The following is a 24,636-nucleotide window of genomic DNA, read 5'->3' as shown; positions in this document are numbered from 1 at the left end:
CACCGGCCCGGCCGTTGCCGCAGCATCGCACGTACGGGACGCCCCCGCTCAGCCGCGGCGCCGCACCAGGTAGGCGACGCCGCGCTCGGCGGGGCGCTCGCCGACGTACTCCTGCGCGCGCATCTCGCACCACGCGGGGATGTCCAGCCGCGCGGCCTCGTCGTCGGACAGCACCGTGACGAGGCCGCCGACCGGAACGTCGCCGATCACCTTGGCGAGTTCGATGACGGGGATCGGGCAGCGCTTGCCGAGCGAGTCGACCAGCAGGCCCTCGGTCGCCACTTCCGGCGCATCCGTCCTTGGCGTCTCCGCCTCCGCTGCCTCCACCCCCGCCTGCTCCACCTCTGCCGCGTCATCGTCCCCGGCGCCAACGGCCGCTCCGCGTACGGCCGTCGGGGCGCCGAGCTGTGCGCGCACCTGCTCCACCACCTCGGGCAGCGCGTCGAGGAAGCGGTCGACGTCCGCCGCGGAGGTGCCGGCCGGCAGCGACACCCGGACGTTCCCCTCCGACAGCACCCCCATGGCCTTGAGCACATGGCTGGGCGTCAGGGTGCTCGACGTGCACGAGGACCCGGAGGAGACCGAGAAACCCGCCCGGTCCAGACCGGTCAGCAGCGCCTCCCCGTCGACGTACAGGCAGGAGAACGTGACCAGGTGCGGCAGCCGCAGCCGGTCGTGGCCGACCACCTCGACGTCGGGGACCAGGCGCGGCACCGCCGCCCTGATCCGGTCCACCAGCACCGACAGGCGGGCCGCCTCGGCCGCCGCCTCCGCGCGCACCGCCCGCAGGGACGCGGCCGCGGCCACGATCGCGGGGAGGTTCTGGAAGCCGGGGGAGCGGCCCGACTCCCTTTCGTCGGCGGGCTCCTGGGGGGCGTAGCGGGTGCCCTTGCGGACCGCGAGCAGCCCGACCCCGGGCGGCCCGCCCCATTTGTGCGCGCTCGCCGCCAGCAGCGACCAGGCGCCCTCCACCGGGCCCCACGCCAGCGACTGCGCCGCGTCCACCAGCAGCGGCACCCCGGCGGCGCGGCACAGGTCGGCGACCTCCGTGACCGGTTGGACCGTGCCCACTTCGTGGTTCGCCGACTGGAGCGCGGCCAGCGCCGTACCGCCGCCCCCCGACTCCGGCCCGGTCCGCGGCCGCCCCTCGCCCGCGAGCGCCGCGGCGAAGTCCGCCGGCCGCACCCGGCCGGTCCGATCCACCCCCACTTGTACGGTTTCGGCCCCCGGGACCGCCTCCGCCGTGTGGAGTACCGCCGAATGCTCCACCGCCGAGACCACCAGCCGGCGGCCGACCCGGCGCCGCCCGGCGGCCGCCCCCGACACGGCGGAGTGCAGTGCGCGCGTCCCCGAAGGAGTGAACACCAACTCGTCGGCGCGGCAGCCCACCGCCTCCGCGGCGGCCTCGCGCGCCGCGTCGAGCAGCAGCCGCGCCTGGCGCCCCTCGCGGTACAGCCGGGCCGGGTCGGCCCATCCCTCGTCCAGCGCGGCGAGCAGCGCCTGGCGCGCCACGGGATGCAGGGGAGCGGCGGAGGCCGCGTCGAAGTAGGGCACCTCAGCACGCTACAACCCGCGCCGCCCGCCCCGGCGCGCCGCTCGGCGCGGCGTCAGAACACCCGCGGCGTGGCGCATTTCCGGGATCGGACCGGGCCTGATCCGCACCCGATCCGCACCTGATCCACCCCTTCGGGGAGCGCCCCGGCGCGTTGGCCCCCCTCCCCGCGAGACTCCAAATAGCGTCCAGTAGGGTTTGTGCCGCATAAACATCCACACCTACGCGCCCGCGCTCGGGCCGACCGACCAGCAGACGGCCGGAACACTCGGGACGCGCGGGCGAGACTCTCGGGAAGGCGCTACGTGAGTCCCAACGGCTCCGACCTCCCCCACGGCCAGGACGGCGTGGGAGGTACCCCATTGTCGCGGCGCCCGGTGCGGCGATGGCTGCCGCGGGCGCTGGCCGCGGGCCTGGTCCTGGCAACCGCAACGGGTTGCTCCTACAAGGACTACCCCCGCCTCGGTATGCCCACCCCGGCGACGGAACAGGCACCGCGAATCCTCTCCCTCTGGCAGGGCTCCTGGGCCGCCGCACTGGCGACCGGTGTACTGGTATGGGGCCTGATCCTGTGGAGCGTGATCTTCCACCGGCGCAGCCGGACCAAGGTCGAGGTCCCTCCGCAGACCCGTTACAACATGCCGATCGAGGCCTTTTACACGATCGTTCCGATCCTCGTGATCGCGGTGCTGTTCTACTTCACCGCCCGGGACGAGACGAAGCTGCTGGACACCTCGAAGAAGCCGCAGCACGTGATCAACGTGGTCGGGTTCCAGTGGAGCTGGGGCTTCAACTACCTGGAGAACGTGGACGGCAACCCCGCCACACCCCCCAAGGTGCCGGCGGAGCTCAACGAGATCCCGCAGAACAAGCTCGACTGGCAGCCCGGTGAGGAAGGCGTCTACGACGTCGGCACCGCGGCCAGCAAGGACCCGGACACCGGGCTTCCCGGGCCGACCCTGTGGCTGCCGAAGGGCGAGTCCGTCCGGTTCGTGCTGACCTCGCGTGACGTCATCCACGACTTCTGGGTCATCCCCTTCCTGATGAAGATGGACGTCGTCCCGGGCCAGACCAACGACTTCCAGGTCACCCCGAGCCGGCTCGGTGACTTCAAGGGCAAGTGCGCCGAACTCTGCGGCGTGGACCACTCCCGGATGCTGTTCAACGTCAAGGTGGTCACGCCGGCGCAGTACGAGCAGCACCTCAAGGACCTGGCGGCAAAGGGTCAGACCGGTTATCTGCCGTCGGGCATTGCCACCACGGGCAACGCGAAGAACTCGGAGCCCAAGACCACATGAGCATTCTCAACGAACCTCAGGGAGCGGCGGAGGCCGACGACTCCTACGAGGACGAAATCCCGGCCCGGGTCAAGAAGCCCGGCTCGATCGCGGTGTCGTGGCTCAGCACCACCGACCACAAGACCATCGGCACGATGTACCTGGTGACGTCGTTCGCCTTCTTCCTGATCGGCGGCGTCCTGGCGCTGCTGATGCGGGCGGAGTTGGCGCGCCCGGGCAACCAGTTCCTGTCCAACGAGCAGTTCAACCAGGCGTTCACGATGCACGGCACCGTGATGCTGCTGATGTTCGCGACGCCGCTGTTCGCGGGCTTCACCAACTGGATCATGCCGCTGCAGATCGGCGCGCCCGACGTGGCGTTCCCGCGGCTGAACATGTTCGCCTACTGGCTCTACCTGTTCGGCTCGCTGATCGCGGTGGGCGGCTTCGTCACCCCGCAGGGCGCGGCCGACTTCGGCTGGTTCGCGTACTCGCCGCTGTCCAACGCGGTGAACTCGCCCGGCGTCGGCGCCGACATGTGGATCATGGGTCTGGCGCTTTCCGGCTTCGGCACGATCCTCGGCGCGGTCAACTTCATCACCACGATCATCTGCATGCGCGCCCCCGGCATGACGATGTTCCGGATGCCGATCTTCTGCTGGAACGTGCTGCTGACCGCGGTGCTCGTGCTGCTCGCCTTCCCGGTGCTCGCGGCCGCGCTGCTGTGTCTGGAAGCGGACAGAAAATTCGGCGCACACGTCTTCGACGCGGCCAACGGCGGCGCACTGCTATGGCAGCACCTCTTCTGGTTCTTCGGCCATCCAGAGGTGTACATCATCGCGTTGCCGTTCTTCGGCATCATCTCCGAGGTCATTCCGGTCTTCAGCCGCAAGCCGATGTTCGGCTACATCGGCCTGGTCGCCGCGACGATCTCCATCGCCGGCCTTTCGGTGACGGTGTGGGCGCACCACATGTACGTCACCGGCGGTGTGCTGCTGCCGTTCTTCTCCTTCATGACCTTCCTGATCGCGGTACCGACCGGTGTGAAGTTCTTCAACTGGATCGGCACCATGTGGAAGGGCTCACTGAGTTTCGAGACACCGATGCTGTGGTCCATCGGCTTCCTGATCACCTTCACCTTCGGTGGTCTGACCGGTGTCATCCTCGCGGCGCCACCGCTGGACTTCCACGTCTCGGACTCGTACTTCGTGGTCGCGCACTTCCACTACGTCGTCTTCGGCACCGTGGTGTTCGCGATGTTCGCGGGCTTCCACTTCTGGTGGCCGAAGATGACCGGCAAGATGCTCGACGAGCGGCTCGGGAAGATCACCTTCTGGACGCTGTTCTTCGGCTTCCACGGCACCTTCCTCGTCCAGCACTGGCTGGGTGTCGAGGGCATGCCGCGCCGCTACGCGGACTACCTCGCGGCGGACGGTTTCACCACGCTGAACACGGTCTCCACGATCAGCTCGTTCCTGCTCGGCCTGTCGATCCTGCCGTTCCTCTACAACGTCTGGAAGACGGCGAAGTACGGCAAGAAGGTCGAGGTCGACGACCCGTGGGGCTACGGCCGTTCGCTGGAGTGGGCGACCTCCTGCCCGCCGCCGCGGCACAACTTCCTCACGCTGCCCCGGATTCGCTCCGAGTCCCCGGCGTTCGACCTGCACCACCCGGAGATCGCGGCCATGGACGCGCTCGCCCACAGCGGCGCCCCGGCGGCTTCCGCGCTGTCCGGCTCGGATGAGACGGAGGCCGGCAAGTGAAGGTCCAAGGCAAGATGTTCCTGGGCTTCGCCGTCTTCATCCTGGCGTCGGCGATCGTCTACGGGATCTGGTCCAAGGAAGCGGCCGGCACCACGGCGCTGTTCATGGCCTTCGCCCTGTGCACCATGATCGGCTTCTACCTGGCGTTCACCGCCCGGCGGGCCGACACCGGAGCGCAGGACCGGGAGGACGCGGACGTCGCCGACGACGCGGGCGAGCTGGGCTTCTTCAGCCCGCACAGCTGGCAGCCGCTCGCCCTGGGCATCGGCGGCAGCCTGGCCTTCCTCGGCATCATCTTCGGCTGGTGGCTGCTCTTCTTCTCCCTGCCGGTGATCCTGATCGGCGTGTGGGGATGGGTGTTCGAGTACTACCACGGTGAGGACCGCACCCAGTAGGCGGCGCAGGCGGCCGCTGAGCGGCCGCCGGCACGAGGGGCGGGTCCGGAGTACCAGTACGGTGCTCAGGACCCGCCCTCACCGTTTTGCAGGCGTCCACCGCGCGGAAACCGGCGGCCGTTCATAGCGTGAACGCATGAACCACCTTCCCGAGCGCCCCCGCCCCCGCCGCCTGATAACCGTGCGCCGCGCGATTCTCGCGGCGCCCCTCGCGATAGGGCTCACCGCCTGCGGCGGTGGCGGCAACCCGCTGGCAGCCTCCCCCCACGACGCCGCGGCCAAGGTCACCTTCGGTACCTCCGGCCGTGGCAAGGCCAACCCGGCCAAGCCCCTCAAAGTCTCCGTGCAGACCGGCTCGCAGATAACCGACGTCACCGCGACCGACTCGACCGGGCGGTACGTCAGCGGCCAGCTCAGTGCCGACAGCAAGCACTGGCACTCCACCACCCCGCTCGCCGCCGGCGCGCACTACACCGTTCGGGTGAGTACCGAGGACTCGGGCGGCCACCCCGGCCGTAAGACCCTCACCTTCGACACCACCGGAGCGGCGGCCGGCTTCCACGTCACCTTCGGCCCGAACGCCGGTACCTACGGCGTCGGCGAGCCGATCACCGCCACGCTCAGCGCCCCTGTCAAGGACAGGCAGTCCCGCGCCGTGGTGGAGTCCCACCTCCAGGTCAGCAGCAACCCCCAGGCGGCGAAGGGCTCCTGGTACTGGGTCGACGACCGCACCCTGCACTACCGCCCCAGCGCGTACTGGCCCGCCCACGCCACGATCAGCGCCCGCAGCACCCTCAGCGGCGTGCAGATAGCCAAGAAGCTGTACGGCGGCGCGGACAAGCCGCTCACCGTGCACACCGGCGACCGGATCGAGGCGCTCACCGACGCGTCCACCGACGAGATGACGTTCAAGGACGACGGCAAGGTGGTCCGCACCCTCCCGGTCACCACCGGGAAGCCGGGCTTCGACACCCGTAACGGCATCAAGGTGGTGCTGGACAAGGAGTCGTTCGTCCAGATGAAGAGCTCCACCGTCGGCATCGCCGCGGGCAGCTCGGACTCGTACGACCTGCCCGTCTACTGGGCCACCCGGGTGACATGGAGCGGCGAGTACGTGCACGCCGCGCCGTGGTCGGTCGGCTCCCAGGGGTCCGCCAACGTCAGCCACGGCTGCACCGGCATGAGCACCGAGGACGCGGAGTGGTTCTTCGACCACGTCCGGGTCGGCGATGTCGTGCGGGTCGTCAACAGCCAGGGCCCGATGATGACGCCGTTCGACAACGGCTTCGGCGACTGGAACCTGAGCTGGGCCCAGTGGCAGAAGGGCAGCGCGCTGAACGGCGGTTCCGGCGGTGGCGCCGGCAGCACGCCCAGCACCCCCAGCGGTTCGGGGGCCGGCAGCACCGACCAGGACCAGACCACCCCGGTCGACGTCCCGGCCGGCACCCCCGCCCGCCTCACCCCGCAGACAGCTTGATTTTTGCCGCGATCCCGCCTCGCGTGGGCGCCGTCATCCCTTCACCCACCGGCCGCCGTCGCTCACCGGTCCTACCGGTGGGCGACGGCCTTCGTGGTGGGCTCCAGGCGGCGGTGCAGGAGGACCGTCAGGGCGTCGGTGAGGGCCACCGGGTCCACCGGATGGGTGATCGCGGCGTCAGCGCGGCTCCAGGTGGCCAGCCAGGCGTCCTGCGGGCGCCCGATCAGCACCATCGCCGGCGGGCAGTGGAAGATCTCGTCCTTCGCCTGGCGGCACACGCCCATTCCGCCGGCCGGGTTGGCCTCCCCGTCCAGCACCATCACGTCGATGCCGCCCTGCTCCAACTCGCTCAGCACCGCGGGCAGCGTCGCGCATTCCACGTACTGCACCGGGGGAAGGTCGGCGGAGGGGCGGGTGCCGACGGCGAGCCGGACCTGCTCCCGGGTGTTCGCGTCGTCGCTGTAGACCAGCACCGTGGCGGTCGCCTGCATCGTGGCTCCTCCTCGTGAAGGTTTTCTCAAGTGGCTCGGATGCTACTCCCGCCAGGGTGTTTCCGAGGAGGGGTCGCCCGATCGAAGGACACCCAACTAGGCCGTGCGGGTCGCGGAAGGTGCTTGACACACCGAAGGGGGACCCCCGGAGTCAGCGCCGGATAAGGGACCGACATAATGTCGGACGTGGCGACAGCAACAGCAGTAGAAACCGGGCACGCGCACCCGTCGGTCAACCGGCCGAACCTCACCAGCGTCGGGACCATCATCTGGCTGAGTTCCGAGCTGATGTTCTTCGCGGCCCTCTTCGCGATGTACTTCACCCTTCGGTCGGTCACTGGTGAGACCTTCTGGAAGGCCCACGCCGACGCGCTGAACGTGCCGTTCTCCGCGACGAACACGACGATCCTCGTGCTCTCCTCCTTCACGTGCCAGATGGGCGTGTTCGCCGCCGAGCGCGGTGACGTGAAGAAGCTGCGCTCGTGGTTCATCGTGACGTTCGTGATGGGCGCGATCTTCATCGGCGGGCAGATCTTCGAGTACACCAACCTGGTCAAGAAGGACGGGATCTCGCTCAGCTCCGATCCGTACGGCTCGGTGTTCTACCTGACGACCGGGTTCCACGGGCTGCATGTGACGGGTGGTCTGATCGCGTTCCTGATGGTGCTGGGCCGCACGTACGCGGCCAAGCGGTTCACCCATCAGCAGGCGACCGCGGCCATCGTCGTGTCCTACTACTGGCACTTCGTCGATGTCGTCTGGATCGGCCTGTTCGCCACGATCTACCTGATCAAGTAGCCGGTACCGCGCGGTCGGCGCAGCGTCGCACTCCGGACGGAGGACGACGGCCCGCCGACGGCACAGCCAGAAGCATCGACACAAGAGATCCTGACACCGGGGTAATCCGTGAAAAAGCTCTCCGCACGACGGCGCCATCCGCTGGCGGCGCTTGTCGTCCTACTCTTCGCGCTCGCGGCCACCGGGGGGCTGTACGCCGCGCTCGCGCCGGCGCCCAAGGCGCAGGCTGACACCTCGCAGTCCTCCCTCGCCATCGAGGAGGGCAAGAAGCTCTACCAGGTCGGCTGCGCCAGCTGCCACGGCATGTCGGGGCAGGGCAGTTCAAACGGCCCGAGCCTGGTGGGCGTCGGCTCGGCCGCGGTGGACTTCCAGGTCGGCACCGGCCGCATGCCGGCCAAGCAGCCCGGCCCGCAGGTCGAGGCGAAGAAGAACACCTACAGCCAGGGCGAGATCGACCAGCTCGCCGCGTACATCGCCTCTCTGGGCCCCGGCCCGGCGACCCCGACGAAGGACCAGTACAGCCCGGCCTCCGCCGATGTCGCCAAGGGCGGCGAGCTGTTCCGGACCAACTGCACGCAGTGCCACAACTTCGTGGGCAAGGGCGGTGCGCTGACGCACGGCAAGTTCGCGCCGAGTCTCAAGGGCGTCTCGTCGAAGCACATCTACGAGGCGATGCAGACCGGCCCGCAGAACATGCCGTCCTTCCCGGACAGCACGATGCCCTCCGACGCGAAGGCGAACATCATCGCGTACCTGAAGGCCGTGGACAGCGCGCAGAGCCCGAACCCCGGCGGCTTCACGCTCGGTTCTCTCGGCCCGGTGTCCGAGGGTCTGTTCGCCTGGGTCTTCGGCCTCGGCACGCTGATCGGTCTCACGACCTGGCTCGCTGCACGGACGACTAAGGCCAAGAAATCATGAGCGACGAGACTGGATCGCACAACGACGTGCCAGAGAACCTGCCGAGCGAGCGGGGCGGGCACCACGGCGACGAGGTCGCCAAGCCCGACCCGTTCGCCGACCCCGGGCTGCCGCCCCACGAGCACCGGCGCCAGGACATCGACGAGAAGGCGGCCAGGCACTCCGAGCGAGTGGTGGCCGGCCTGTTCACGCTGTCGATGCTCGGCACCATCGCGTTCATCGCGTGCTTCGTCATCTTCCCGGTCGACAAGATCGTCTACATCTTCCCGTTCGGGCATGTCAGTGCGCTGAACTTCTCGCTCGGCCTCACCTTGGCCGTGGCGCTGTTCGGCATCGGCGCGGGCGCCGTGCACTGGGCCCGGACGCTGATGTCGGACGAGGAGGTCGCCGACGAGCGGCACCGTATCGACGCCGACGACGAGCTGCGGGAGAACGTCCGCCAGCAGTGGATCACCGGCGCGAAGGAGAGCGGCTTCGGCCGCCGCAAGCTGATCCGCAACACCATGATGGGCGCGCTCACCATGGTGCCGCTGGCCGGCCTGGTGATCCTGCGCGACCTCGGCCCGCTGCCGGAGAAGAAGCTGGACCACACCATCTGGGCCAAGGGCAAGCAGCTGATCAACACCAACACGAACCAGCCGCTGCGTCCCGAGGACGTCGTCGTCGGCTCCCTGACCTTCGCCCAGCCGGACGGACTCGAAGAGAGCCAGGACGACTTCCAGGAGCAGATCGCCAAGGCGGCCCTGATGATCATCCGGCTCAAGCCGGACGACATCAAGGACAAGCGCGAGCGCGACTGGAGCCACCAGGGCATCGTCGCCTTCTCCAAGATCTGCACCCACGTCGGCTGCCCGATCAGCCTGTACGAGCAGCAGACGCACCACGTGCTCTGCCCGTGCCACCAGTCGACGTTCGACCTCTCCGACGGCGCGCGGGTGCTCTTCGGTCCCGCGGGTCACCCGCTGCCGCAGCTCCGGATCAGCGTCAACAGTGAGGGCAACCTCATCGCCCTCGGCGACTTCGAGGAGCCCGTCGGCCCGGCATTCTGGGAGCGCTCATGAGCACCACGACCGATGCACCGACCCGGCGTGGCCGCCCGACGAACCCCGGTGAGCGGGTCGCGGAGTGGACCGACGGCCGGCTCGGACTCTACAAGCTGGCCAAGTCCAACCTGCGCAAGATCTTCCCGGACCACTGGTCCTTCATGCTCGGTGAGGTCTGCCTCTACAGCTTCGTGATCCTCATCCTCACGGGTGTGTATCTGACGCTGTTCTTCCACCCGAGCATGAACGAGGTCGTCTACAACGGCCCGTACGCGCCGCTCGACGGCCAGCGGATGTCCGAGGCGTTCGCCTCCACGGTGCACATCAGCTTCGAGGTCCGCGGCGGCCTGCTGGTCCGGCAGATCCACCACTGGGCCGCGCTGATCTTCATCGCCGCGATGATCGTGCACATGATGCGCGTCTTCTTCACCGGCGCGTTCCGCAAGCCGCGCGAGCTGAACTGGCTCTTCGGCTGGACCCTGCTCTTCCTGGGCATGTTCACCGGCTTCACCGGCTACTCGCTCCCGGACGACCTGCTGTCCGGCACCGGCGTGCGGTTCATGGAAGGCGCGGTGCTCTCCACGCCGATCGTCGGCACCTACCTGTCGATGTTCCTGTTCGGCGGGGAGTTCCCCGGGCACGACTTCGTCAGCCGGTTCTACTCGGTGCACATCCTGCTGCTGCCGGGTCTGATGGCCGGTCTGCTGGTGGCCCACCTGATCCTGGTGTTCTTCCACAAGCACACCCAGTTCCCGGGTGCCGGCAAGACCGAGAAGAACGTGGTCGGCTCGCCACTGCTGCCGATCTACACCGCGAAGGCGGGCGGCTTCTTCTTCCTGGTCTTCGGTGTGATCGCCGCGATCGCCGCGATCGCCACCATCAACCCGATCTGGTCGATCGGCCCCTACCGGCCGGACCAGGTGTCCACCGGGGCCCAGCCAGACTGGTACATGGGCTTCTCCGAGGGCCTGATCCGTGTGATGCCCGGCTGGGAGATCAGGGCCTGGGGCCACACCCTGGTGCTCGGCGTCTTCATCCCGCTGATGGTCTTCCCGCTGGTGATGATGGCCATCGCGGTGTACCCGTTCATCGAGTCCTGGGTCACCGGGGACAAGAGCGAGCACCACCTGCTGGACCGTCCGCGCAACCGTCCGGTGCGCACCGGGTTCGGCGTCGCCTGGCTGACGCTGTACTTCGTGCTGCTGATCGGTGGCGGCAACGACCTGTTCGCCACGCACTTCCATCTGTCGATCAACGCGATCACCTGGTTCGTGCGGGTCGCCTTCTTCCTGGCACCACCGGCCGCGTTCTGGGTCACGAAGCGGATCTGCCTCGGGCTCCAGCGCCGCGACCGCGACAAGGTGCTGCACGGGCGGGAGAGCGGCATCATCAAGCGGCTGCCGCACGGCGAGTTCATCGAGGTGCACGAGCCGCTGTCGCAGCAGCAGTTGCACGTGCTCACCGCGCACGTCCAGCCGCAGCCGCTGGACCTCGGGCCCGAGACCGACGAGAACGGTGTCGCGCGCAAGGTCAGCCCCGTCGCGAAGGTGCAGGCGAGGCTCTCCCAGGGGTTCTACGGCGAGCACAGCCAGATCCCGAAGCCGACGGTCGAGGAGTACGAAGAGATCACCAGCGGCCACGGCCACCACTGAGCCGTCGACACGCTGCCAAGGCCGCCCGGGTACGCCCGGGCGGCCTTGTCGTTCCCGGGCGTACCCCGGGTGCACGGGAGGACCCCCACGCGCCCCTGCGGAGCACACCCCACCGATAGGGTGCGGTCAGACGTGTTGCCGTATTCCAGGAGCGTGAAGCCATGAGCGTTGTGCACCCCGCCGGAGGCGAACCCGGGGCCGCGCGCTCGTGGCCGGACATCCTCGGCGCCCTGATCCGCAGGGACGACCTCAGCTCCGCGGAGACCGCGTGGGCGATGGACTCGATCATGAGCGGCGAGGCCACCGACGCCCAGATCGCCGGCTTCGCGGTGGCGCTGCGCAGCAAGGGCGAGACGGTTGCGGAGATCGCCGGACTGGTCGAGGCGATGTACGCGCACGCGACGACCATCGAGGTGCCGGGCCCGACCGTGGACGTGGTCGGCACCGGCGGCGACCGGTCGAACTCCGTGAACATCTCCACGATGTCGGCGATCGTGGTGGCCGGCACCGGCGCCCGGGTGGTCAAGCACGGCAGCAGGTCGGCGTCGTCGAGGAGCGGCGCGTCCGACGTGCTCGCGGCGCTGGGCGTCAACCTCGACCTGTCGCCGCAGCGGGTCGCCGAGGTCGCGCAGGAAGTCGGCATCACCTTCTGCTTCGCCGTCAGGTTCCACCCGGCGCTGCGTCATGTGGCCACCGCCCGGAGCGAGTTGGGTGTGGCGACACCGTTCAACTTCCTCGGCCCGCTGACCAACCCGGCCCGGGTGAAGGCGCAGGCGACCGGGGTCGCGGACCTGCGGATGGCGCCGATCCTCGCCGGGGTGCTCGCCGAACGCGGCTCGTCCGCACTGGTGTTCCGCGGTGACGACGGCCTGGACGAGCTGACCACCACCGCGACCTCGCAGGTGTGGGTGGTCGGGGACGGCAAGGTCGAGCACGCCGGCTTCGACCCGCGGGACGTCGGCCTGGAACTGGTGCCGGTGGAGGCGCTGCGCGGTGGCGAGGCGTCGTACAACGCGGACGTGGCCCGGCGGCTGCTCGCCGGTGAGCGCGGGCCGGTGCGGGACGCGGTGCTGCTCAACTCGGCTGCCGCACTGACCGCGTTGACGCCGGCGAGCGGCGGCACGCTGGAGGAGCGCATCATCAAGGGCCTGGAGCGGGCCGCGGAGTCGATCGACTCGGGTGCGGCCGAGGCCGTGCTGGAGCGGTGGGTGGCGGCCACCCGCGGGTAGCGGCGTGGCGCGCGGACACCGGAACGTACGCGGGCGCGTACCGCCGGTGGGCGCGGAACGGGCATATCGGTACACAGCGTGCGGGCGCGGGCGTGAGGCGCCGTCCACTGAGCGGACGGCATCTTGCGCCCGCGTCGCTGTATGGCACAATCTTGTTCCAGGTCACGAGTGACAGCGCAAAGGCCCCGGCTCGCTGTCCGGCAACCCTCCGTCCGAGGCGGGGTGCCCCGGGTGATGACCAGGCTGTGATGCAGCGAGGCTCACAGCAAGCCGGACTGGGGAGTTCTTTCATGAGCAAGCGAATGCGTTAGGGCCAGTCGGCCCCGGTTCTGCAACCAGCAATTCCGCCCGATCACCATGCTCCGCGCCGCCCGCGCAGTCGCTTTCGGCTGCACGCTTCGTGGTGCTTTCGCCTGCCTTCCGCCGGGAGTTCGCCTTGACCGTCACCACCAGCACCACTGGTCCCACCAGCACTACCGGCGTCAGCGCCGCCGCCCGCCCCGCCGCCGGCACCGCCGCCACCGACTGCCCCGCCTGTACGACCACCCCGCTGCCCGTGCTCGGCCGTGACGTGCGGGTGCCGCTCGTCACCGGCGGGGAAGTGGGGTACGCCGCCCTCGACTACGCCGCCAGCGCCCCCGCCCTCCAGCGGGTGTGGGACGACGTCGCCGCCTACGCGCCCTACTACGGCAGCGTGCACCGCGGCGCCGGCTACCTGTCGCAGCTGTCCACCGACCTGTTCGAGCAGAGCCGCGAGACCGTCGCGGAGTTCCTCGGCTGCCGGCCGGACGACGAGCTGATCTTCACCCGCTCCACCACCGACTCGCTCAACCTGCTGGCCTCGGCGCTCCCGGCCGGCACCCGCATCTTCGTCTTCGACACCGAGCACCACGCCGCGCTGCTGCCCTGGCAGCGTGCCGACGGCGCGCGGGTGGAGTACCTGCCCGCGCCGCGCACCCCCGAGCAGGCCGTCGCCTCCCTCGACGTGGCGCTGCACGGCGCCCCCAAGGGCCCGAAGCTGGTCTGCGTGACCGGCGCGTCCAACGTCACCGGCGAGATCTGGCCGGTACGGGAACTGGCCGCCGCCGCGCACCGGCACGGTGCGCGGATCGTGCTCGACGCCGCCCAACTCGCCCCGCACCACCCGGTGGACATCACCGCGCTGGACGTCGACTGGGTCGCCTTCTCCGGGCACAAGCTCTACGCGCCCTTCGGCGCCGGGGTGCTCGCCGGCCGGGCCGACTGGCTGCGGGCCGCCGAGCCGTACCTCGCGGGCGGCGGCGCCACCCGCAAGGTCGCGCGCTCCGGCGAAGGGCTGTCCGTCGAATGGCACTCCGGCACCGCCCGCCACGAGGCCGGGTCGCCGAACGTGATCGGCGCGTACGCCATCGCGTCCGCGTGCAAGGCGCTCACCGAGGCCGGCTTCGACTCCCTTGTCACCCGTGAGCGTGAACTCCTCGCCCGGCTGCGGGACGGGCTCGCCGAGCTTCCCGAGGTCCGCGTGCTCTCCCTGTTCGGGTCCGGCTCCGCCCGGGTCGGCGTGCTCTCCTTCGTCGTCCGCGGCTGGAACTCCTCGCACTTCGCGGCCGCGCTCTCGGCGGAGTACGGGATCGGGGTGCGGGACGGGCTGTTCTGCGCGCACCCGCTGGTGCGGACCCTGCTCGACACGGAGCCGGACGAGCCGGGGGAGTGCGGGGCGCCCGACGCGGCGCCCGGCGAGCGCTCCCTCAACGCCGTGCGGGTCAGCTTCGGGGCGGGTACGCCGGAGGAGCACATCGAGCGTTTCCTCGGGGCCGTGCGGACCCTCGTCCGCGACGGTGCGGCGTGGCGCTACCGCACCGAGGCCGGGCGGTGCGTGCCCGTACGGTAACGGGACCGCCCGCTTCCCCGTCACCGTGAGTTCCCCCAGCGCCCCTGGGTGTGTGCGGCTCCTCCCGCGGAAGGAGGGTGCCCCCACGGGGGCGCGGGGAACTGCGCGACCAGCCCGGGCGGACCGGATGGTCCGGAGCGGACCGTCGGGGGCAGGGCCTGCGGTTCCTCAGGAGTCCAGCCCGATGGAGAACGCGGCCTCCAGATCGTGCTGGGAATACGTGCGGAACGCGACGTGGGTGTCGGTCACTTCCACCCCCGGGATCTTGGAGATCTGCCCGGGGATGATGTCCGCGAGGTCATCGTGGCGAGCCACTCGTACGAGTGCGACCAGGTCGTACGTCCCGGTCACGGAGTACACCTCGCTGACGTGGTCCAACGCGGCGATCGACTCGGCGATCTCGGGGATCTGGTCCACTGAGGTCTTGATGAGCACGATCGCGGTGATCACGGCTGGACGTCTCCTTGGGTGGGTCCGATGACGACGCTCACCTTACGCCGTGGCCGGTAGCAGACCCATGCCCACAGGAACCCGAAGGCGAAGCCGACCACGTGGGCGAGGTAGGCGACGCCGGGGCCGCCCTGCGCGGTCTGGGCGGCGAGCCACTGCAGGACGAACCAGAAGCCGAGCACGACCCAGGCCGGGAACCGCAGCGGCACGAAGAAGAGGAAAGGGAAGAGGCTGGTGACGCGGGCCTTGGGATAGAGGTAGAGGTAGGCGCCGAGGGCACCCGAGATCGCCCCGGAGGCGCCGACCAGGCTCTGCGTGTCGTCGGTGTTGGCGAAGGCGAAGCCGTACGTGGCGAGGTAGCCGGCCGCGAGGTAGAAGAGGGCGAAGCGGACCCGGCCCATGCGGTTCTCGACGTTGTCGCCGAAGACGTAGAGGAAGAGCATGTTGCCGATCAGGTGCAGCCAGCCGCCGTGCACGAACATCGAGGTGAGCACGGACAGGAACGGCACCTTGGGGAACGTGCCCGGGGTCTTGCAGCCGGCCGGCAGGTCGAGCTCGCCGACCGGGAGCCGCCCGTGGAACAGCTCGCTGGGGATGACGCCCCAGCGGTCGAAGTAGACCGTCTGCGCGCACTGGAGCGCGTGCCCGCTGCCGTGCAGCCGGACGAAGCCGGAGAGCGGGCTGAGCAGGAACACCACGGTGCAGATGCCGATGAGGGCGTAGGTCACGACCGGCGGGCGGCGGACCGGGTTCTTGTCGTACACCGGGATGACCATGCACTGATCATGACGGAACGGGACCAACCGGCAAGGACCGCCTCGCCGCAGCGCGCCGGACCTCCGAGGCCGTAGGGTGACCGGGGCACACACGCCCCTCACGTTGGGTATGGGTGAGCCATAGTCCGCCTAGTAGACGCACCGAGACGAGAAGAGGTGCGGAGCCGATGACGGTTCCCCTGCCGACCGCGACCACCCGGTGGCGCTGCACGCTGTGCGGCAATCTGACCAGGTTCGACGTCACCCGCTCGACCCGCGTGGTCGAGTACGTCCACCTCGATCTGGGCGGTGAGCCGCGCACCGAGGAGACCGAGGTGCTCAGCGAGACCGTGGAGTCCGTGCGCTGCCGCTGGTGCAACGCGGTGGACCAGGTCGAACTGGTGGACCGCCCTGGCAAGGACGTGACGGACGGTTCCGCGACGGGTTGAGCTCTGTTACGGGGACAATGGAAGCAGCAGGCGGCGGCCGGAGGGATCGAAGGGGGCCGGGAGGGCGCCGAGGAACCCGACAGGGAGTGACTGGTGGATGGTAACGGCGGCCTACCGCTGCCCGACGAGGAGAGCGGGCCGGGCGCCGGAGCGGCGCGGGACGCCGAGCCGGTGGAGCGCGCCGTGCCCGCGGACAGCAGCGCGCCCGCCGACCGTACCGGCCCGGCCGAGCCTTCCGCCGAGCATGCCGCGGAGCACACGGACGTGGAGCACGCGGACGCGGCGGGTGAGGACGAGGCGGGCGGGGACGCGGCGGCTGACGACGCGCGCGGCGCCGAGCAGGACGGCGCGGTCGAGTCCGCGCTCGACCGGCCGCTGCCCGAAGGCGTACGCCACCGGGTGGTCGCCATCGCCGCCGACGCCTTCGGCGGGTTCACCTTCCCCGAACTGCCGGTGTCGCTGCGGCCGTATGCCCGTTTCACGCCGTCCCGCCGGGTGAAGTACGCGGCGACCGCGCTGGCCGCCGCGCTGGAGTCGGACCCCGGCTTCCGGCTGAAGGTCGCCGGGCGGCTGCGGGAGGCGCAGCCGGAGCTGACCGGGGCGCTGGACTCCGGCACCCCGCCGCCGGCCGCCGACCCGCTGGACGTGGCCGCGGCCGCGTATCTGCTGCGGCCGGAGGGGTGGGCCAAGCTCGTGGCGACCGCGGGCGAGGAGGCCCAGCGGGCCGACGCCGAGCGGGTCGACGAGGAGACGGTCCGCGAACTCGCCCGGCTGCGCGAGGAGGTGGTCGCGCTCCAGGCCCAGGCCCGCGCCGACGCGGCCCGCGCCCGCGGCGAACTCGACGCCGTACGCAAGGACGGCGACGCGCTGCACCGCAAACTGCGGGCCGCGCACAGCGACGTGAAGCGCGCCGAGGCCGCGCAGCGCAAACTCCAGGCCGAGCTGGACGAGGCCCGGGCGGCCGCCGCGCGCGAGCGTGCCGCGGCCGAGAGCGAGGCGCGCCGGCTGCGGACCCGGCTGGCCGAGGCCGAGGCGGTGGTGGAGGCCGGCCGGCGCGCGGTGCGCGAGGGCCGCAGCGTGGAGGAGGTCCGGCTGCGGCTGCTGCTGGACACGGTGCTCGACGCGGCGGCCGGGCTGCGCCGCGAGCTGGCGCTGCCCCCGCGCGACACGCTCGGGGTACGGCCCGCGGACACCGTGGACGCGGTCGCGCCCGGGGCGTTCAGCGCGCGGGACATCGCCACCCGGGCGCTGTCCGCGACCGACCCGGCGCTGCTGGACCAACTCCTCGCACTGCCGCAGGCGCACCTGGTGGTCGACGGCTACAACGTCACCAAGACCGGTTATCCCGCGCTGCCGTTGGAGAAGCAGCGGCTGCGGCTGCTGGGCGGGCTGGCGGCGCTGGCCGCGCAGAGCGGCGCGGAGGTGACCTGCGTCTTCGACGGCGCCGACCTGGACATGCCGGTGCTGCTCGCGCCGCCGCGCGGGGTGCGGGTGCTGTTCTCCAAGGCCGGTGAGACCGCGGACGAGTTGATCCGGCGGCTGGTGCGCGCGGAGCCGCCGGGGCGGCAGATCGTGGTGGTCTCCGCGGACCGCGAGGTCGCCGACGGCGTGGCGAAGGCCGGGGCCCGCCCGGTCGCCTCGGTGCTGCTGCTCAAACGGCTCGCCCGGGTGTGAAACGGGCATAGCGCCCGACAGGCGTACGGACGGTGCGAAGCGCGCGGGAGGTTTCCCGCGCGCTCTGTGGTGGTGGCGTGAACTCACCGGCTTTTTCCGGCCGTTCGACGGCGGCTTGCGTTCACGAGCGCACGACCGCCAACGCAGTGTCCTCCTGCCCTCACCCCGGGTACAGGGCGCGTAAAGAATATGCGAAGCGGTCGAGATTTTGCCTGCAAGGATTTGAACCGATCACAGTTCGGTCACTAGGGTCTGGGCTCGTACCTCCGCGCAGTCGATCATCCAACCCGGGTGGCGCTCGGAGGCCGCCCGCCAGTGAACCGGTAGGCGGCTGAAGGAAGAAGGAGACCGCCTTCGTGGCGTCCCACCGTCGTCCCAAGCCGACAAGCCGCGTGCGCGTCACCGTGCTGACCGCCACCGCGGCGGCAGCGGTCGCGCTGTCCTCGCAGGCTGCCAACGCCGCCGCCCCGGCCAAGGAGTCCGTCAAGGACGCCAAGACCAAGGTCGACGCGCTCTACGACCAGGCCGAGCAGGCCACCCAGAAGTACGACGCGGCCAACGAGAAGCTCAAGTCGTTGCAGAAGGACGCGTCGAACCTCCAGGACCAGGTCGCCCGCCAGCAGGAGCACCTGAACAAGCTGCGGGACAACATCGGCGCGATCGCGGCCTCGCAGTACCGCAGCGGTGGCATCGACCCCTCGCTCCAGCTCTTCCTCTCCTCCAACCCGGACGACTATCTGGACCAGGCGAGTTCGCTCGACCAGATCACCTCGCTCCAGGCCGGTGCGCTCACGCAGCTGGAGAACGCGAAGCAGACGCTGGACCAGGAGCGGGCGGAGGCGGCCGCGAAGCTCGCGGAGGTGCAGAGCACCCGCACCGACCTGGCCAAGAACAAGAAGGACGCGCAGGCCAAGCTCGCCAAGGCGCAGTCGGTGCTCAACGGCCTGACCGCCGCGCAGCGCGCGCAGATGGCGCAGGACGACGCGGCGGCGGCCAACCGGGCCAGCTCCCGGGTGGACCTCGGCAACACCAAGGCCGCCAGCGCTCGCGCCAAGAATGCGTTCGACGCCGCCGTCTCGAAGATCGGCGACCCGTACTACTACGGCGCCTCCGGCCCCAGCCAGTTCGACTGCTCGGGCCTGACCTCGTGGGCCTACGCCCAGGCCGGCGTGACCATACCCAGGACCTCGCAGGAGCAGGCGAACGCCGGCACCCGCATCTACAACGCCTCGCAGCTCGAAGTCGGCGACCTGGTCATCTTCTACGGCGACTTCCACCACGTCGGGTTCTACGCGGGCGGCGGCCAGGTGCTGCACGCCCCGAAGCCGGGCGCCGTGGTGCGGTACGAGGCGATGAGCGACATGCCGTTCGAGTTCGGCGTGCGGATCTGACGCACCCGCGCGGGGCGGAGTGCCCCGGCTGATGACATGGCCCGGGCGGCCGCTCCGTTGAGGGGGCGGCCGCCCGGCGCGTTCGTGCGTACGCGTTCGTTCGTATGACAGTCGGTGTCGACGGTGACGCGCCCGACTCCCGTACGGCGGACGGGTGATGAACACCTTGCCGAGAGGCCCGACGGCGGGCGCGTGACCTGCGGTTCACGGTCGCGGTCCGGATCGGGGTGGCCGCGGATCTTTGAACCGTGCGCCACAGCGCGATTACTGTCAGCGTTCGTGGCTTCCCATCGACGCACTCCGCAGCCGGGACTTGCTTCCCGTACCACCAGGGTCACCGTGCTGTCGGCGGCGGCAGCGGCGACCGCCGCGCTGTCCGGCGGTGCCGCCCAGTTCGCGGCGGCCGACCCTGCCGGCGGCACCGCCCCGGACGCCGCGACCCGGCTGGACCAGCTCTACCAGCAGGCCGAGCAGGCCACCCAGAAGTACGACGCCGCGCAGGAGACCGCGAAGCGGCTGCGCGGCGAGGTCGCCGACCTCCAGGACCGGGCCGCGCGCGGCCAGCAGCGGGTCAACGCGCTGCGGGACGACCTCGGCGCGGTCGCGGCCTCGCAGTACCGCGAGGGCGCGGTGGACCCGACGCTGGCGCTGCTGCTCTCCGACCGGCCGTCCCAGTACCTCGACCAGGCGACCGCGCTGGACCGGCTCGGTGCCCGGCAGGCCGCCCGGCTCGGCGAACTCCAGGAGGCCGAGCGGACGTTGCGGCAGGAGGGGGACCAGGCGACCGGCAAGCTCGCGGAGTTGCGGAGCACCTCGCAGCAGCTCCAGCAGCGCAAGGAGGAGGTGCAGCGGGCGCTGGCCACGGCCCAGACCCTGCTGCACGCGATGCCCGCGGCCCAGCAGGCCGCATTCCGCGGGGGCGGTGACCGCGCCTCCCGCGACCAGGTGCTGCCGCCCCTGCTGGACCTGCCCGCGTCCTCCGGGCGCGCCGCGGTCGCCGTCGCCGCGGCCCGCCGGATGCTCGGGACTCCCTACGTGTGGGGCGCCACCGGGCCGAACTCCTTCGACTGCTCAGGGCTGATGCAGTACGCGTACGCGCAGGCCGGGGTGGCGCTGCCGCGGACCTCGCAGGAGCAGATGAACGCGGGGCGGCATGTCTCGCTGGACCAGGCCCGCCCGGGTGACCTCGTGATCTACCGTTCCGACGCCAGCCACGTCGCGATGTATGTCGGCGGGGGCCAGGTCATCCACGCCCCCTACCCGGGCGCCCGGGTGCGCTACGACCCGGTCACGATGATGCCGATCACCGCGATCACTCGTCCTTGACGGTCCGCCCGGGCTGCCCCGTCCTGCCGGCCCCCGGACCACCGGCCGGTGGTGGGCTGAGCGCGCAGTTCCCCGCGCCCCTGATCGGTGCGGCTCTTCCGCGGCGCCTGGCCACAAGCCCGCCGGCCCAGCCCCCCGTCCTGCCGGCCCCCGGACCACCCGCCGGTGGTGGGCTGAGCGCGCGGTTCTCCCCCTGGCTTCGCCGGGCGGTGCCCCCAGCGCCCCTGGGGATGTGCGGCCGCTCCCGCGGAAGGAGGGCGCGCCCCAAAGGGGCGTGGGGACCTGCGCGAGCAACCGGCCACCGGCCGGTGGTCCGGGAACAACGCCGCGGGGGCTGGGCCGGCGGGCCCGGCGAGCCTCAGGGAAAGGTGGGCACCGTACGATCGCTGCGTGCACGATGCGGCTCGATCACTTCGGACGGTGCGGCTCATCCGCGGAGCGCGCGGGGTCGCACTCGGCGTGTGCGGGGTGCTGCTGGCCGGGGGGTGCACCGGGTCGGGTGGGACGGCGGCGAAGAAGACCTCCTCGGTGGACGCGGCCGCGCGGGCCCTGCTCGCGCGGCGGGCGACCGCGGTGCTGCACCACGACCGCGCCGCCTTCCTCGCCGGGATCGACCCGGCGGCCACCCGCTTCCGCACCCGGCAACGCGAGGTGTTCACCGATCTCGCCGACGTGCCGCTCGCCGCGTGGTCGTACCAACTCGTCCGCACCGGCGCGTTCGCGCTGCCGCCGACCGCCGACGGCAGCAGCCGCACCGCCGCCGAGGTGCGGCTGAGCTACCGGCTGCGCGGCTACGACAGCAGCCCGGTGGTCTCCACCGCCTACCTGACCCTCGCGCGGCACGGCACCCGCTGGTACCTGGCGGGTGATGACGACGGCGACGCGAGCGGCCACCGCACCGCCGTACAGATCTGGGACCAGGGTCCGGTGCGGGTGGTGCGCGGCACGCACAGCCTGGTGCTGGGGCTCGGCAGCGAGAAGACGCTGCGTGGCTACGCCGAGGACGCGGACCAGGCCGTGCCCGAGGTGCGGCACGCGTTCGGCTCCGGCTGGCCCGGCAGCGTGGTGATCGAGGCGCCGTCCACCCTGGACCAGATGGCGGCGCTGCTCTCGGCGAAGCCGGCCGACTACCGGGAGATCGCCGCCGTCACCACCGGCGAGGGCGGCGGCAACGCGGCGGCGCCCGCGGACCGGGTGATCCTCAACCCGGCGGCGTTCGGCGAACTGTCCGCGTTCGGGCGGCAGGTGGTGCTCACCCACGAGACGACGCACGTCGCGACCCGGCTGTCCACCACCGCGTCCACCCCGCTGTGGCTGTCCGAGGGCGTCGCCGACTGGGTGGCCTACCGCGACTCCGGCCGCACCGCCCGCGAGATCGCGCCCGAGCTGGCCGCCGACGTCGAGGCCGGCCGTACCCCTGCCGCGCTCCCCACCGACGCCGACTTCCGCTCCACCGCCAAGGGCCTCGCCCAGGCGTACGAGGGCGGGTGGCTCGCCTGCCGGATGATCGCCGACCAGTGGTCGCCGGACACGCTGACCACGTTCTACCGCGCGGTGGCGAAGGGCGGCACACTCGACTCCCACCTGCGTGCCTCGCTCGGCATCGGGCTCGCGGACTTCACCGCGAAGTGGCGGGCCTACGTGGAACAGGAGTTGGGTTGAGCGGGCAGGACGCGAACGGCGAGAACGGCCGCGGCGAGGCGCAGAGCCCCGAACCCGTGGGCGAGGGGCCCGACTTCACGGCCGAGCAGGTCGCCCGGGGACAGGCGCTGCGGCGGCAGGTGCTGCCGCTGTCGCTGGCCTCCTCCGCGGTCTCGCTCGCGCTGCTGCTCGCGCTCGGGCTGACCGGAGGCGGGGCGCGGCTGGTCGGCGCCTTCGGGACCGCGTGGGCGGTGCGGGTGGTGGGCGGCGCGGTCACGCTCGTGCTGCTGGGCGAGGCGGCCGGACTGCCGTTCGCCGCGCGGGGACGGGTGGTCAGGGCCCGCTACGGCCTGGTCACGCAGGGCTGGGGCGGCTGGGCGGTGGACCGGCTGCGCGGGCTGCTGGTGTCCCTGCCGCTGGCGCTCGGCGCCCTCTTCGCGGTCTACGCGCTCGCCGGGGTGACCCGCTGGTGGTGGGTGTGGGCGGCGCTCGGCGCGGCCGTGCTGACCGTCCTGCTCTCCTTCCTCGCCCCGCTGGTCTTCGAACCGCTCTTCAACCGCTTCACGCCCATGCCCCCGGGACCGCTGCGCGCCGACCTGCTGGCGCTGGCCGCCCGCGACGGCGTCGCCGTACGGGACGTGCTCGTCGCCGACGCCTCGCGCCGTACGACCGCGCTCAACGCGTACGTCTCCGGGTTCGGCGGCACCCGGCGGATCGTCGTCTACGACACCCTGCTGAGCACCGCCGACCCGCGCGAGGTCGAACTCGTCGTCGCCCACGAACTCGGCCATGTCGTCCACCGCGACGTGGCGCGCGGCACCGCGCTGGGCGCGGTCGGCGCCGCCGCCGGGGTGTGCGTCCTGGCCGCCGTCGTCAGCTGGGACCCGCTGCTGCACGCCGCCGGAGTACGGCACTTCGCCGACCCCCGCTCGGCCTGGCTGCTCGCCGCAGTGGCCGCGGTCGGCGGCGCTCTCGGCGGCCCGCTCACCGCCCTCCTCAGCCGGCGCGTCGAGCGCCGCGCCGATCGGCACGCCCTCGACACCACCGGCGATCCCGCCACCTTCATCGCCATGCAGCGCCGGCTCACCGTGGCGAACGTCGCCGACCCGGCGCCGCCCCGCCTCGCCCACGCCCTGCTCGGCAGCCACCCCACCGCCGCCGAACGCATCGCCGCCGCCCGCCGGTGGGCCGCCGGACACTGACCGCGCACCGCCGCTCAGGGTGCCCGGACGGGTGGCGCGGCCCGCCGGCCGGGGCGAGGCGGTACTGTCGGCGGCGATGGAAAAGACCCTCATCGTCACCAACGACTTCCCGCCGCGGCCCGGCGGCATCCAGGCGTTCGTGCACAGCATGGCGGTGCGGATGGACCCCGAGCAGGTCGTGGTGTACGCCTCGACCTGGCGGGACGGGCGCGAGGTCGCGCGGTTCGACGCCGAGCAGCCGTTCACCGTGGTGCGGGACCGTACCAGGATGATGGTGCCGACGCCCCGGGTCACCCGGCGCGCGGCGGAACTGCTGCGGGAACACGGCTGCTCGTCGGTGTGGTTCGGGGCGGCCGCGCCGCTCGCCCTGATGGCGCCCGCGCTGCGCAAGGCGGGTGCCCGGCGGCTGGTCGGCACCACGCACGGCCACGAGGCCGCGTGGGCGCAGCTCCCGGCCAGCCGGCAACTCCTGCGCAGGATCGGTGAGGGCACCGACGTCCTGACCTACCTGGGGGAGTACACCCGGTCGCGGATCGCGGCCGCGCTCACTCCCGAGGCGGCCGAGCGGATGGTGCGGCTGCCGCCCGGCGTCGACGAGAACGTCTTCCACCCGGGGCCGGACGGCGTGGTGCTGCGGGCGCGGCTCGGGCTCGCCGACCGCCCGGTGGTGGTCTGCGTGTCGCGGCTGGTGCCGCGCAAGGGGCAGGACACGCTCATCCTCGCGATGCCGCGCATCCTCCGCGAGGTGCCCGACACGGTGCTCCTCATCGTCGGCGGCGGGCCGTACCGCGGCGAGTTGGAGAAGCTGGCGGCCCGCACCGGGGTGGCCGCGGCGGTCCGGTTCACCGGCAGCGTGCCCTGGTCCGAACTGCCCGCACACTACGGCGCGGGGGACATCTTCGCGATGCCCTGCAGGACCCGGCGGGGCGGGCTCGACGTTGAAGGGCTCGGCATCGTCTACCTCGAGGCGTCCGCGACGGGGTTGCCCGTCGTCGCCGGCGATTCCGGGGGGGCTCCGGACGCCGTGCTCGACGGTGAGACCGGGTACGTCGTCCCCGGGGGGTCGCCCGAGCAGGCCGCCTCCCGCATCCTCACGCTTCTGCGTGACCCGGAGTTGCGGCGGTCCCTCGGGGAGCGCGGGCGGGCGTGGGTCCACGAAGCGTGGAGCTGGGATCTCCTGGCGGACCGCCTGAAGGGTCTTCTTTAGGCCGTCGCCGGACCTTCCCTCGGTGGTGGGCTGGTCGCGCAGTTCTCCCCCTGGCTTCGCCGGGAGGTGCCCCCAC

General features: G+C 71.5%; 21 protein-coding genes and 1 riboswitch. Of the genes, 17 read left to right on the top strand and 4 right to left on the bottom strand.

The features are described 5' to 3' along the window. Positions 1 to 48: 48 nt before the first annotated feature. Positions 49 to 1,554, bottom strand: coding sequence for a cysteine desulfurase/sulfurtransferase TusA family protein (locus tag OG370_RS11085; RefSeq protein WP_328463095.1), 1,506 nt, complete (start codon positions 1,552 to 1,554; stop codon positions 49 to 51). A 303-nt stretch (positions 1,555 to 1,857) separates the two neighbouring features. On the opposite strand from OG370_RS11085, the gene ctaC reads away from it, so the two are divergent. From ctaC to OG370_RS11065, 4 genes are all read left to right on the top strand, one after another. Further along, entirely contained in the window at positions 1,858 to 2,850 is a 993-nt protein-coding gene (gene ctaC / locus OG370_RS11080; RefSeq protein WP_328463092.1) for an aa3-type cytochrome oxidase subunit II, read from the top strand. Then, positions 2,847 to 4,592: an aa3-type cytochrome oxidase subunit I gene (ctaD, locus tag OG370_RS11075; RefSeq protein WP_328463090.1), complete on the top strand. Its 1,746-nt coding sequence runs from the start codon at positions 2,847 to 2,849 to the stop codon at positions 4,590 to 4,592. Before ctaC ends, ctaD begins: the two co-directional genes overlap by 4 nt. Further along, positions 4,589 to 4,987 carry a cytochrome c oxidase subunit 4 gene (locus OG370_RS11070; protein ID WP_328463088.1) on the top strand — a complete coding sequence of 133 codons (399 nt, stop codon included), beginning with the start codon at positions 4,589 to 4,591 and terminating at the stop codon, positions 4,985 to 4,987. Before ctaD ends, OG370_RS11070 begins: the two co-directional genes overlap by 4 nt. Before the next feature lie 136 nt (positions 4,988 to 5,123). Then, positions 5,124 to 6,464, top strand: a complete 1,341-nt coding sequence (locus tag OG370_RS11065; RefSeq protein WP_328463086.1) for a L,D-transpeptidase — start codon at positions 5,124 to 5,126, stop codon at positions 6,462 to 6,464. Between the two features lie 71 nt (positions 6,465 to 6,535). Here the strand turns inward: OG370_RS11065 and OG370_RS11060 are convergent, their stop codons facing one another. Further along, positions 6,536 to 6,955 carry a hypothetical protein gene (locus OG370_RS11060; protein ID WP_328463084.1) on the bottom strand — a complete coding sequence of 140 codons (420 nt, stop codon included), beginning with the start codon at positions 6,953 to 6,955 and terminating at the stop codon, positions 6,536 to 6,538. Between the two features lie 177 nt (positions 6,956 to 7,132). Here OG370_RS11060 and ctaE point away from each other — a divergent pair, with 177 nt between their 5' ends. The 6 genes from ctaE (at position 7,133) to OG370_RS11030 (ending at position 14,465) form a co-directional block, all read left to right on the top strand. Beyond that, complete coding sequence (gene ctaE / locus OG370_RS11055) at positions 7,133 to 7,753, top strand: aa3-type cytochrome oxidase subunit III (protein WP_328463083.1); 621 nt, start codon at positions 7,133 to 7,135, stop codon at positions 7,751 to 7,753. A 108-nt stretch (positions 7,754 to 7,861) separates the two neighbouring features. Beyond that, a complete protein-coding gene (gene qcrC / locus OG370_RS11050) occupies positions 7,862 to 8,671 on the top strand; it encodes a cytochrome bc1 complex diheme cytochrome c subunit (RefSeq protein ID WP_328463081.1) in 810 nt (269 codons plus the stop codon). Continuing rightward, positions 8,668 to 9,732 carry a cytochrome bc1 complex Rieske iron-sulfur subunit gene (gene qcrA, locus OG370_RS11045; RefSeq protein ID WP_328463079.1) on the top strand — a complete coding sequence of 355 codons (1,065 nt, stop codon included), beginning with the start codon at positions 8,668 to 8,670 and terminating at the stop codon, positions 9,730 to 9,732. The genes qcrC and qcrA overlap by 4 nt, the downstream gene beginning before the upstream one ends. Next, positions 9,729 to 11,366, top strand: coding sequence for a cytochrome bc1 complex cytochrome b subunit (qcrB, locus tag OG370_RS11040; RefSeq protein WP_328463077.1), 1,638 nt, complete (start codon positions 9,729 to 9,731; stop codon positions 11,364 to 11,366). The genes qcrA and qcrB overlap by 4 nt, the downstream gene beginning before the upstream one ends. Before the next feature lie 161 nt (positions 11,367 to 11,527). Next, positions 11,528 to 12,595 carry an anthranilate phosphoribosyltransferase gene (gene trpD, locus OG370_RS11035; RefSeq protein WP_328463075.1) on the top strand — a complete coding sequence of 356 codons (1,068 nt, stop codon included), beginning with the start codon at positions 11,528 to 11,530 and terminating at the stop codon, positions 12,593 to 12,595. Positions 12,596 to 12,755: 160 nt separating this feature from the next. After that, a riboswitch (SAM riboswitch) is annotated at positions 12,756 to 12,873 on the top strand. Between the two features lie 272 nt (positions 12,874 to 13,145). Beyond that, positions 13,146 to 14,465, top strand: coding sequence for an aminotransferase class V-fold PLP-dependent enzyme (locus OG370_RS11030; protein ID WP_328473995.1), 1,320 nt, complete (start codon positions 13,146 to 13,148; stop codon positions 14,463 to 14,465). A gap of 168 nt (positions 14,466 to 14,633) precedes the next feature. On the opposite strand, the gene OG370_RS11025 is transcribed toward OG370_RS11030, so the two are convergent. After that, the gene (locus OG370_RS11025; protein WP_328463073.1) at positions 14,634 to 14,915 is read right to left on the bottom strand and encodes an Lrp/AsnC family transcriptional regulator; all 282 of its coding nucleotides are present in this window, start codon (positions 14,913 to 14,915) and stop codon (positions 14,634 to 14,636) included. After that, positions 14,912 to 15,691 (bottom strand): rhomboid family intramembrane serine protease, encoded by a 780-nt coding sequence (locus OG370_RS11020; RefSeq protein ID WP_328463071.1) that lies wholly within the window; start codon positions 15,689 to 15,691, stop codon positions 14,912 to 14,914. Before OG370_RS11020 ends, OG370_RS11025 begins: the two co-directional genes overlap by 4 nt. Positions 15,692 to 15,858: 167 nt before the next feature. On the opposite strand from OG370_RS11020, the gene OG370_RS11015 reads away from it, so the two are divergent. From OG370_RS11015 to OG370_RS10985, 7 genes are all read left to right on the top strand, one after another. Next, positions 15,859 to 16,119 (top strand): hypothetical protein, encoded by a 261-nt coding sequence (locus tag OG370_RS11015; RefSeq protein ID WP_328463069.1) that lies wholly within the window; start codon positions 15,859 to 15,861, stop codon positions 16,117 to 16,119. A gap of 264 nt (positions 16,120 to 16,383) precedes the next feature. Continuing rightward, positions 16,384 to 17,793: an NYN domain-containing protein gene (locus OG370_RS11010; protein ID WP_443060859.1), complete on the top strand. Its 1,410-nt coding sequence runs from the start codon at positions 16,384 to 16,386 to the stop codon at positions 17,791 to 17,793. A 356-nt stretch (positions 17,794 to 18,149) separates the two neighbouring features. After that, positions 18,150 to 19,184, top strand: a complete 1,035-nt coding sequence (locus OG370_RS11005; RefSeq protein WP_328463067.1) for a C40 family peptidase — start codon at positions 18,150 to 18,152, stop codon at positions 19,182 to 19,184. A gap of 279 nt (positions 19,185 to 19,463) precedes the next feature. Further along, positions 19,464 to 20,510 carry a C40 family peptidase gene (locus OG370_RS11000; RefSeq protein ID WP_328463065.1) on the top strand — a complete coding sequence of 349 codons (1,047 nt, stop codon included), beginning with the start codon at positions 19,464 to 19,466 and terminating at the stop codon, positions 20,508 to 20,510. A gap of 390 nt (positions 20,511 to 20,900) precedes the next feature. Continuing rightward, positions 20,901 to 22,172 (top strand): hypothetical protein, encoded by a 1,272-nt coding sequence (locus OG370_RS10995; protein ID WP_328463063.1) that lies wholly within the window; start codon positions 20,901 to 20,903, stop codon positions 22,170 to 22,172. Continuing rightward, positions 22,169 to 23,353: a M48 family metalloprotease gene (locus OG370_RS10990; protein ID WP_328463061.1), complete on the top strand. Its 1,185-nt coding sequence runs from the start codon at positions 22,169 to 22,171 to the stop codon at positions 23,351 to 23,353. Before OG370_RS10995 ends, OG370_RS10990 begins: the two co-directional genes overlap by 4 nt. Before the next feature lie 76 nt (positions 23,354 to 23,429). Beyond that, positions 23,430 to 24,560, top strand: a complete 1,131-nt coding sequence (locus OG370_RS10985; RefSeq protein ID WP_328463059.1) for a glycosyltransferase family 4 protein — start codon at positions 23,430 to 23,432, stop codon at positions 24,558 to 24,560. Positions 24,561 to 24,636: the final 76 nt, after the last annotated feature.

Origin of the sequence: Streptomyces sp. NBC_00448 (assembly GCF_036014115.1) — a bacterium.
GTDB lineage: Bacteria > Actinomycetota > Actinomycetes > Streptomycetales > Streptomycetaceae > Actinacidiphila.
This window is presented reverse-complemented; position numbering and strand designations above follow the sequence as displayed.

Excerpts from the sequence above, each read along its gene's own strand:
- ctaD (WP_328463090.1), top strand. The coding sequence starts at position 2,847 with ATGAGCATTCTCAACGAACCTCAGGGAGCGGCGGAGGCCGACGACTCC.
- OG370_RS11065 (WP_328463086.1), top strand. The coding sequence starts at position 5,124 with ATGAACCACCTTCCCGAGCGCCCCCGCCCCCGCCGCCTGATAACCGTG.
- OG370_RS11060 (WP_328463084.1), bottom strand. The coding sequence starts at position 6,955 with ATGCAGGCGACCGCCACGGTGCTGGTCTACAGCGACGACGCGAACACC.
- ctaE (WP_328463083.1), top strand. The coding sequence starts at position 7,133 with ATGTCGGACGTGGCGACAGCAACAGCAGTAGAAACCGGGCACGCGCAC.
- qcrA (WP_328463079.1), top strand. The coding sequence starts at position 8,668 with ATGAGCGACGAGACTGGATCGCACAACGACGTGCCAGAGAACCTGCCG.
- qcrB (WP_328463077.1), top strand. The coding sequence starts at position 9,729 with ATGAGCACCACGACCGATGCACCGACCCGGCGTGGCCGCCCGACGAAC.
- trpD (WP_328463075.1), top strand. The coding sequence starts at position 11,528 with ATGAGCGTTGTGCACCCCGCCGGAGGCGAACCCGGGGCCGCGCGCTCG.
- OG370_RS11020 (WP_328463071.1), bottom strand. The coding sequence starts at position 15,691 with ATGGTCATCCCGGTGTACGACAAGAACCCGGTCCGCCGCCCGCCGGTC.
- OG370_RS11015 (WP_328463069.1), top strand. The coding sequence starts at position 15,859 with ATGACGGTTCCCCTGCCGACCGCGACCACCCGGTGGCGCTGCACGCTG.
- OG370_RS10985 (WP_328463059.1), top strand. The coding sequence starts at position 23,430 with ATGGAAAAGACCCTCATCGTCACCAACGACTTCCCGCCGCGGCCCGGC.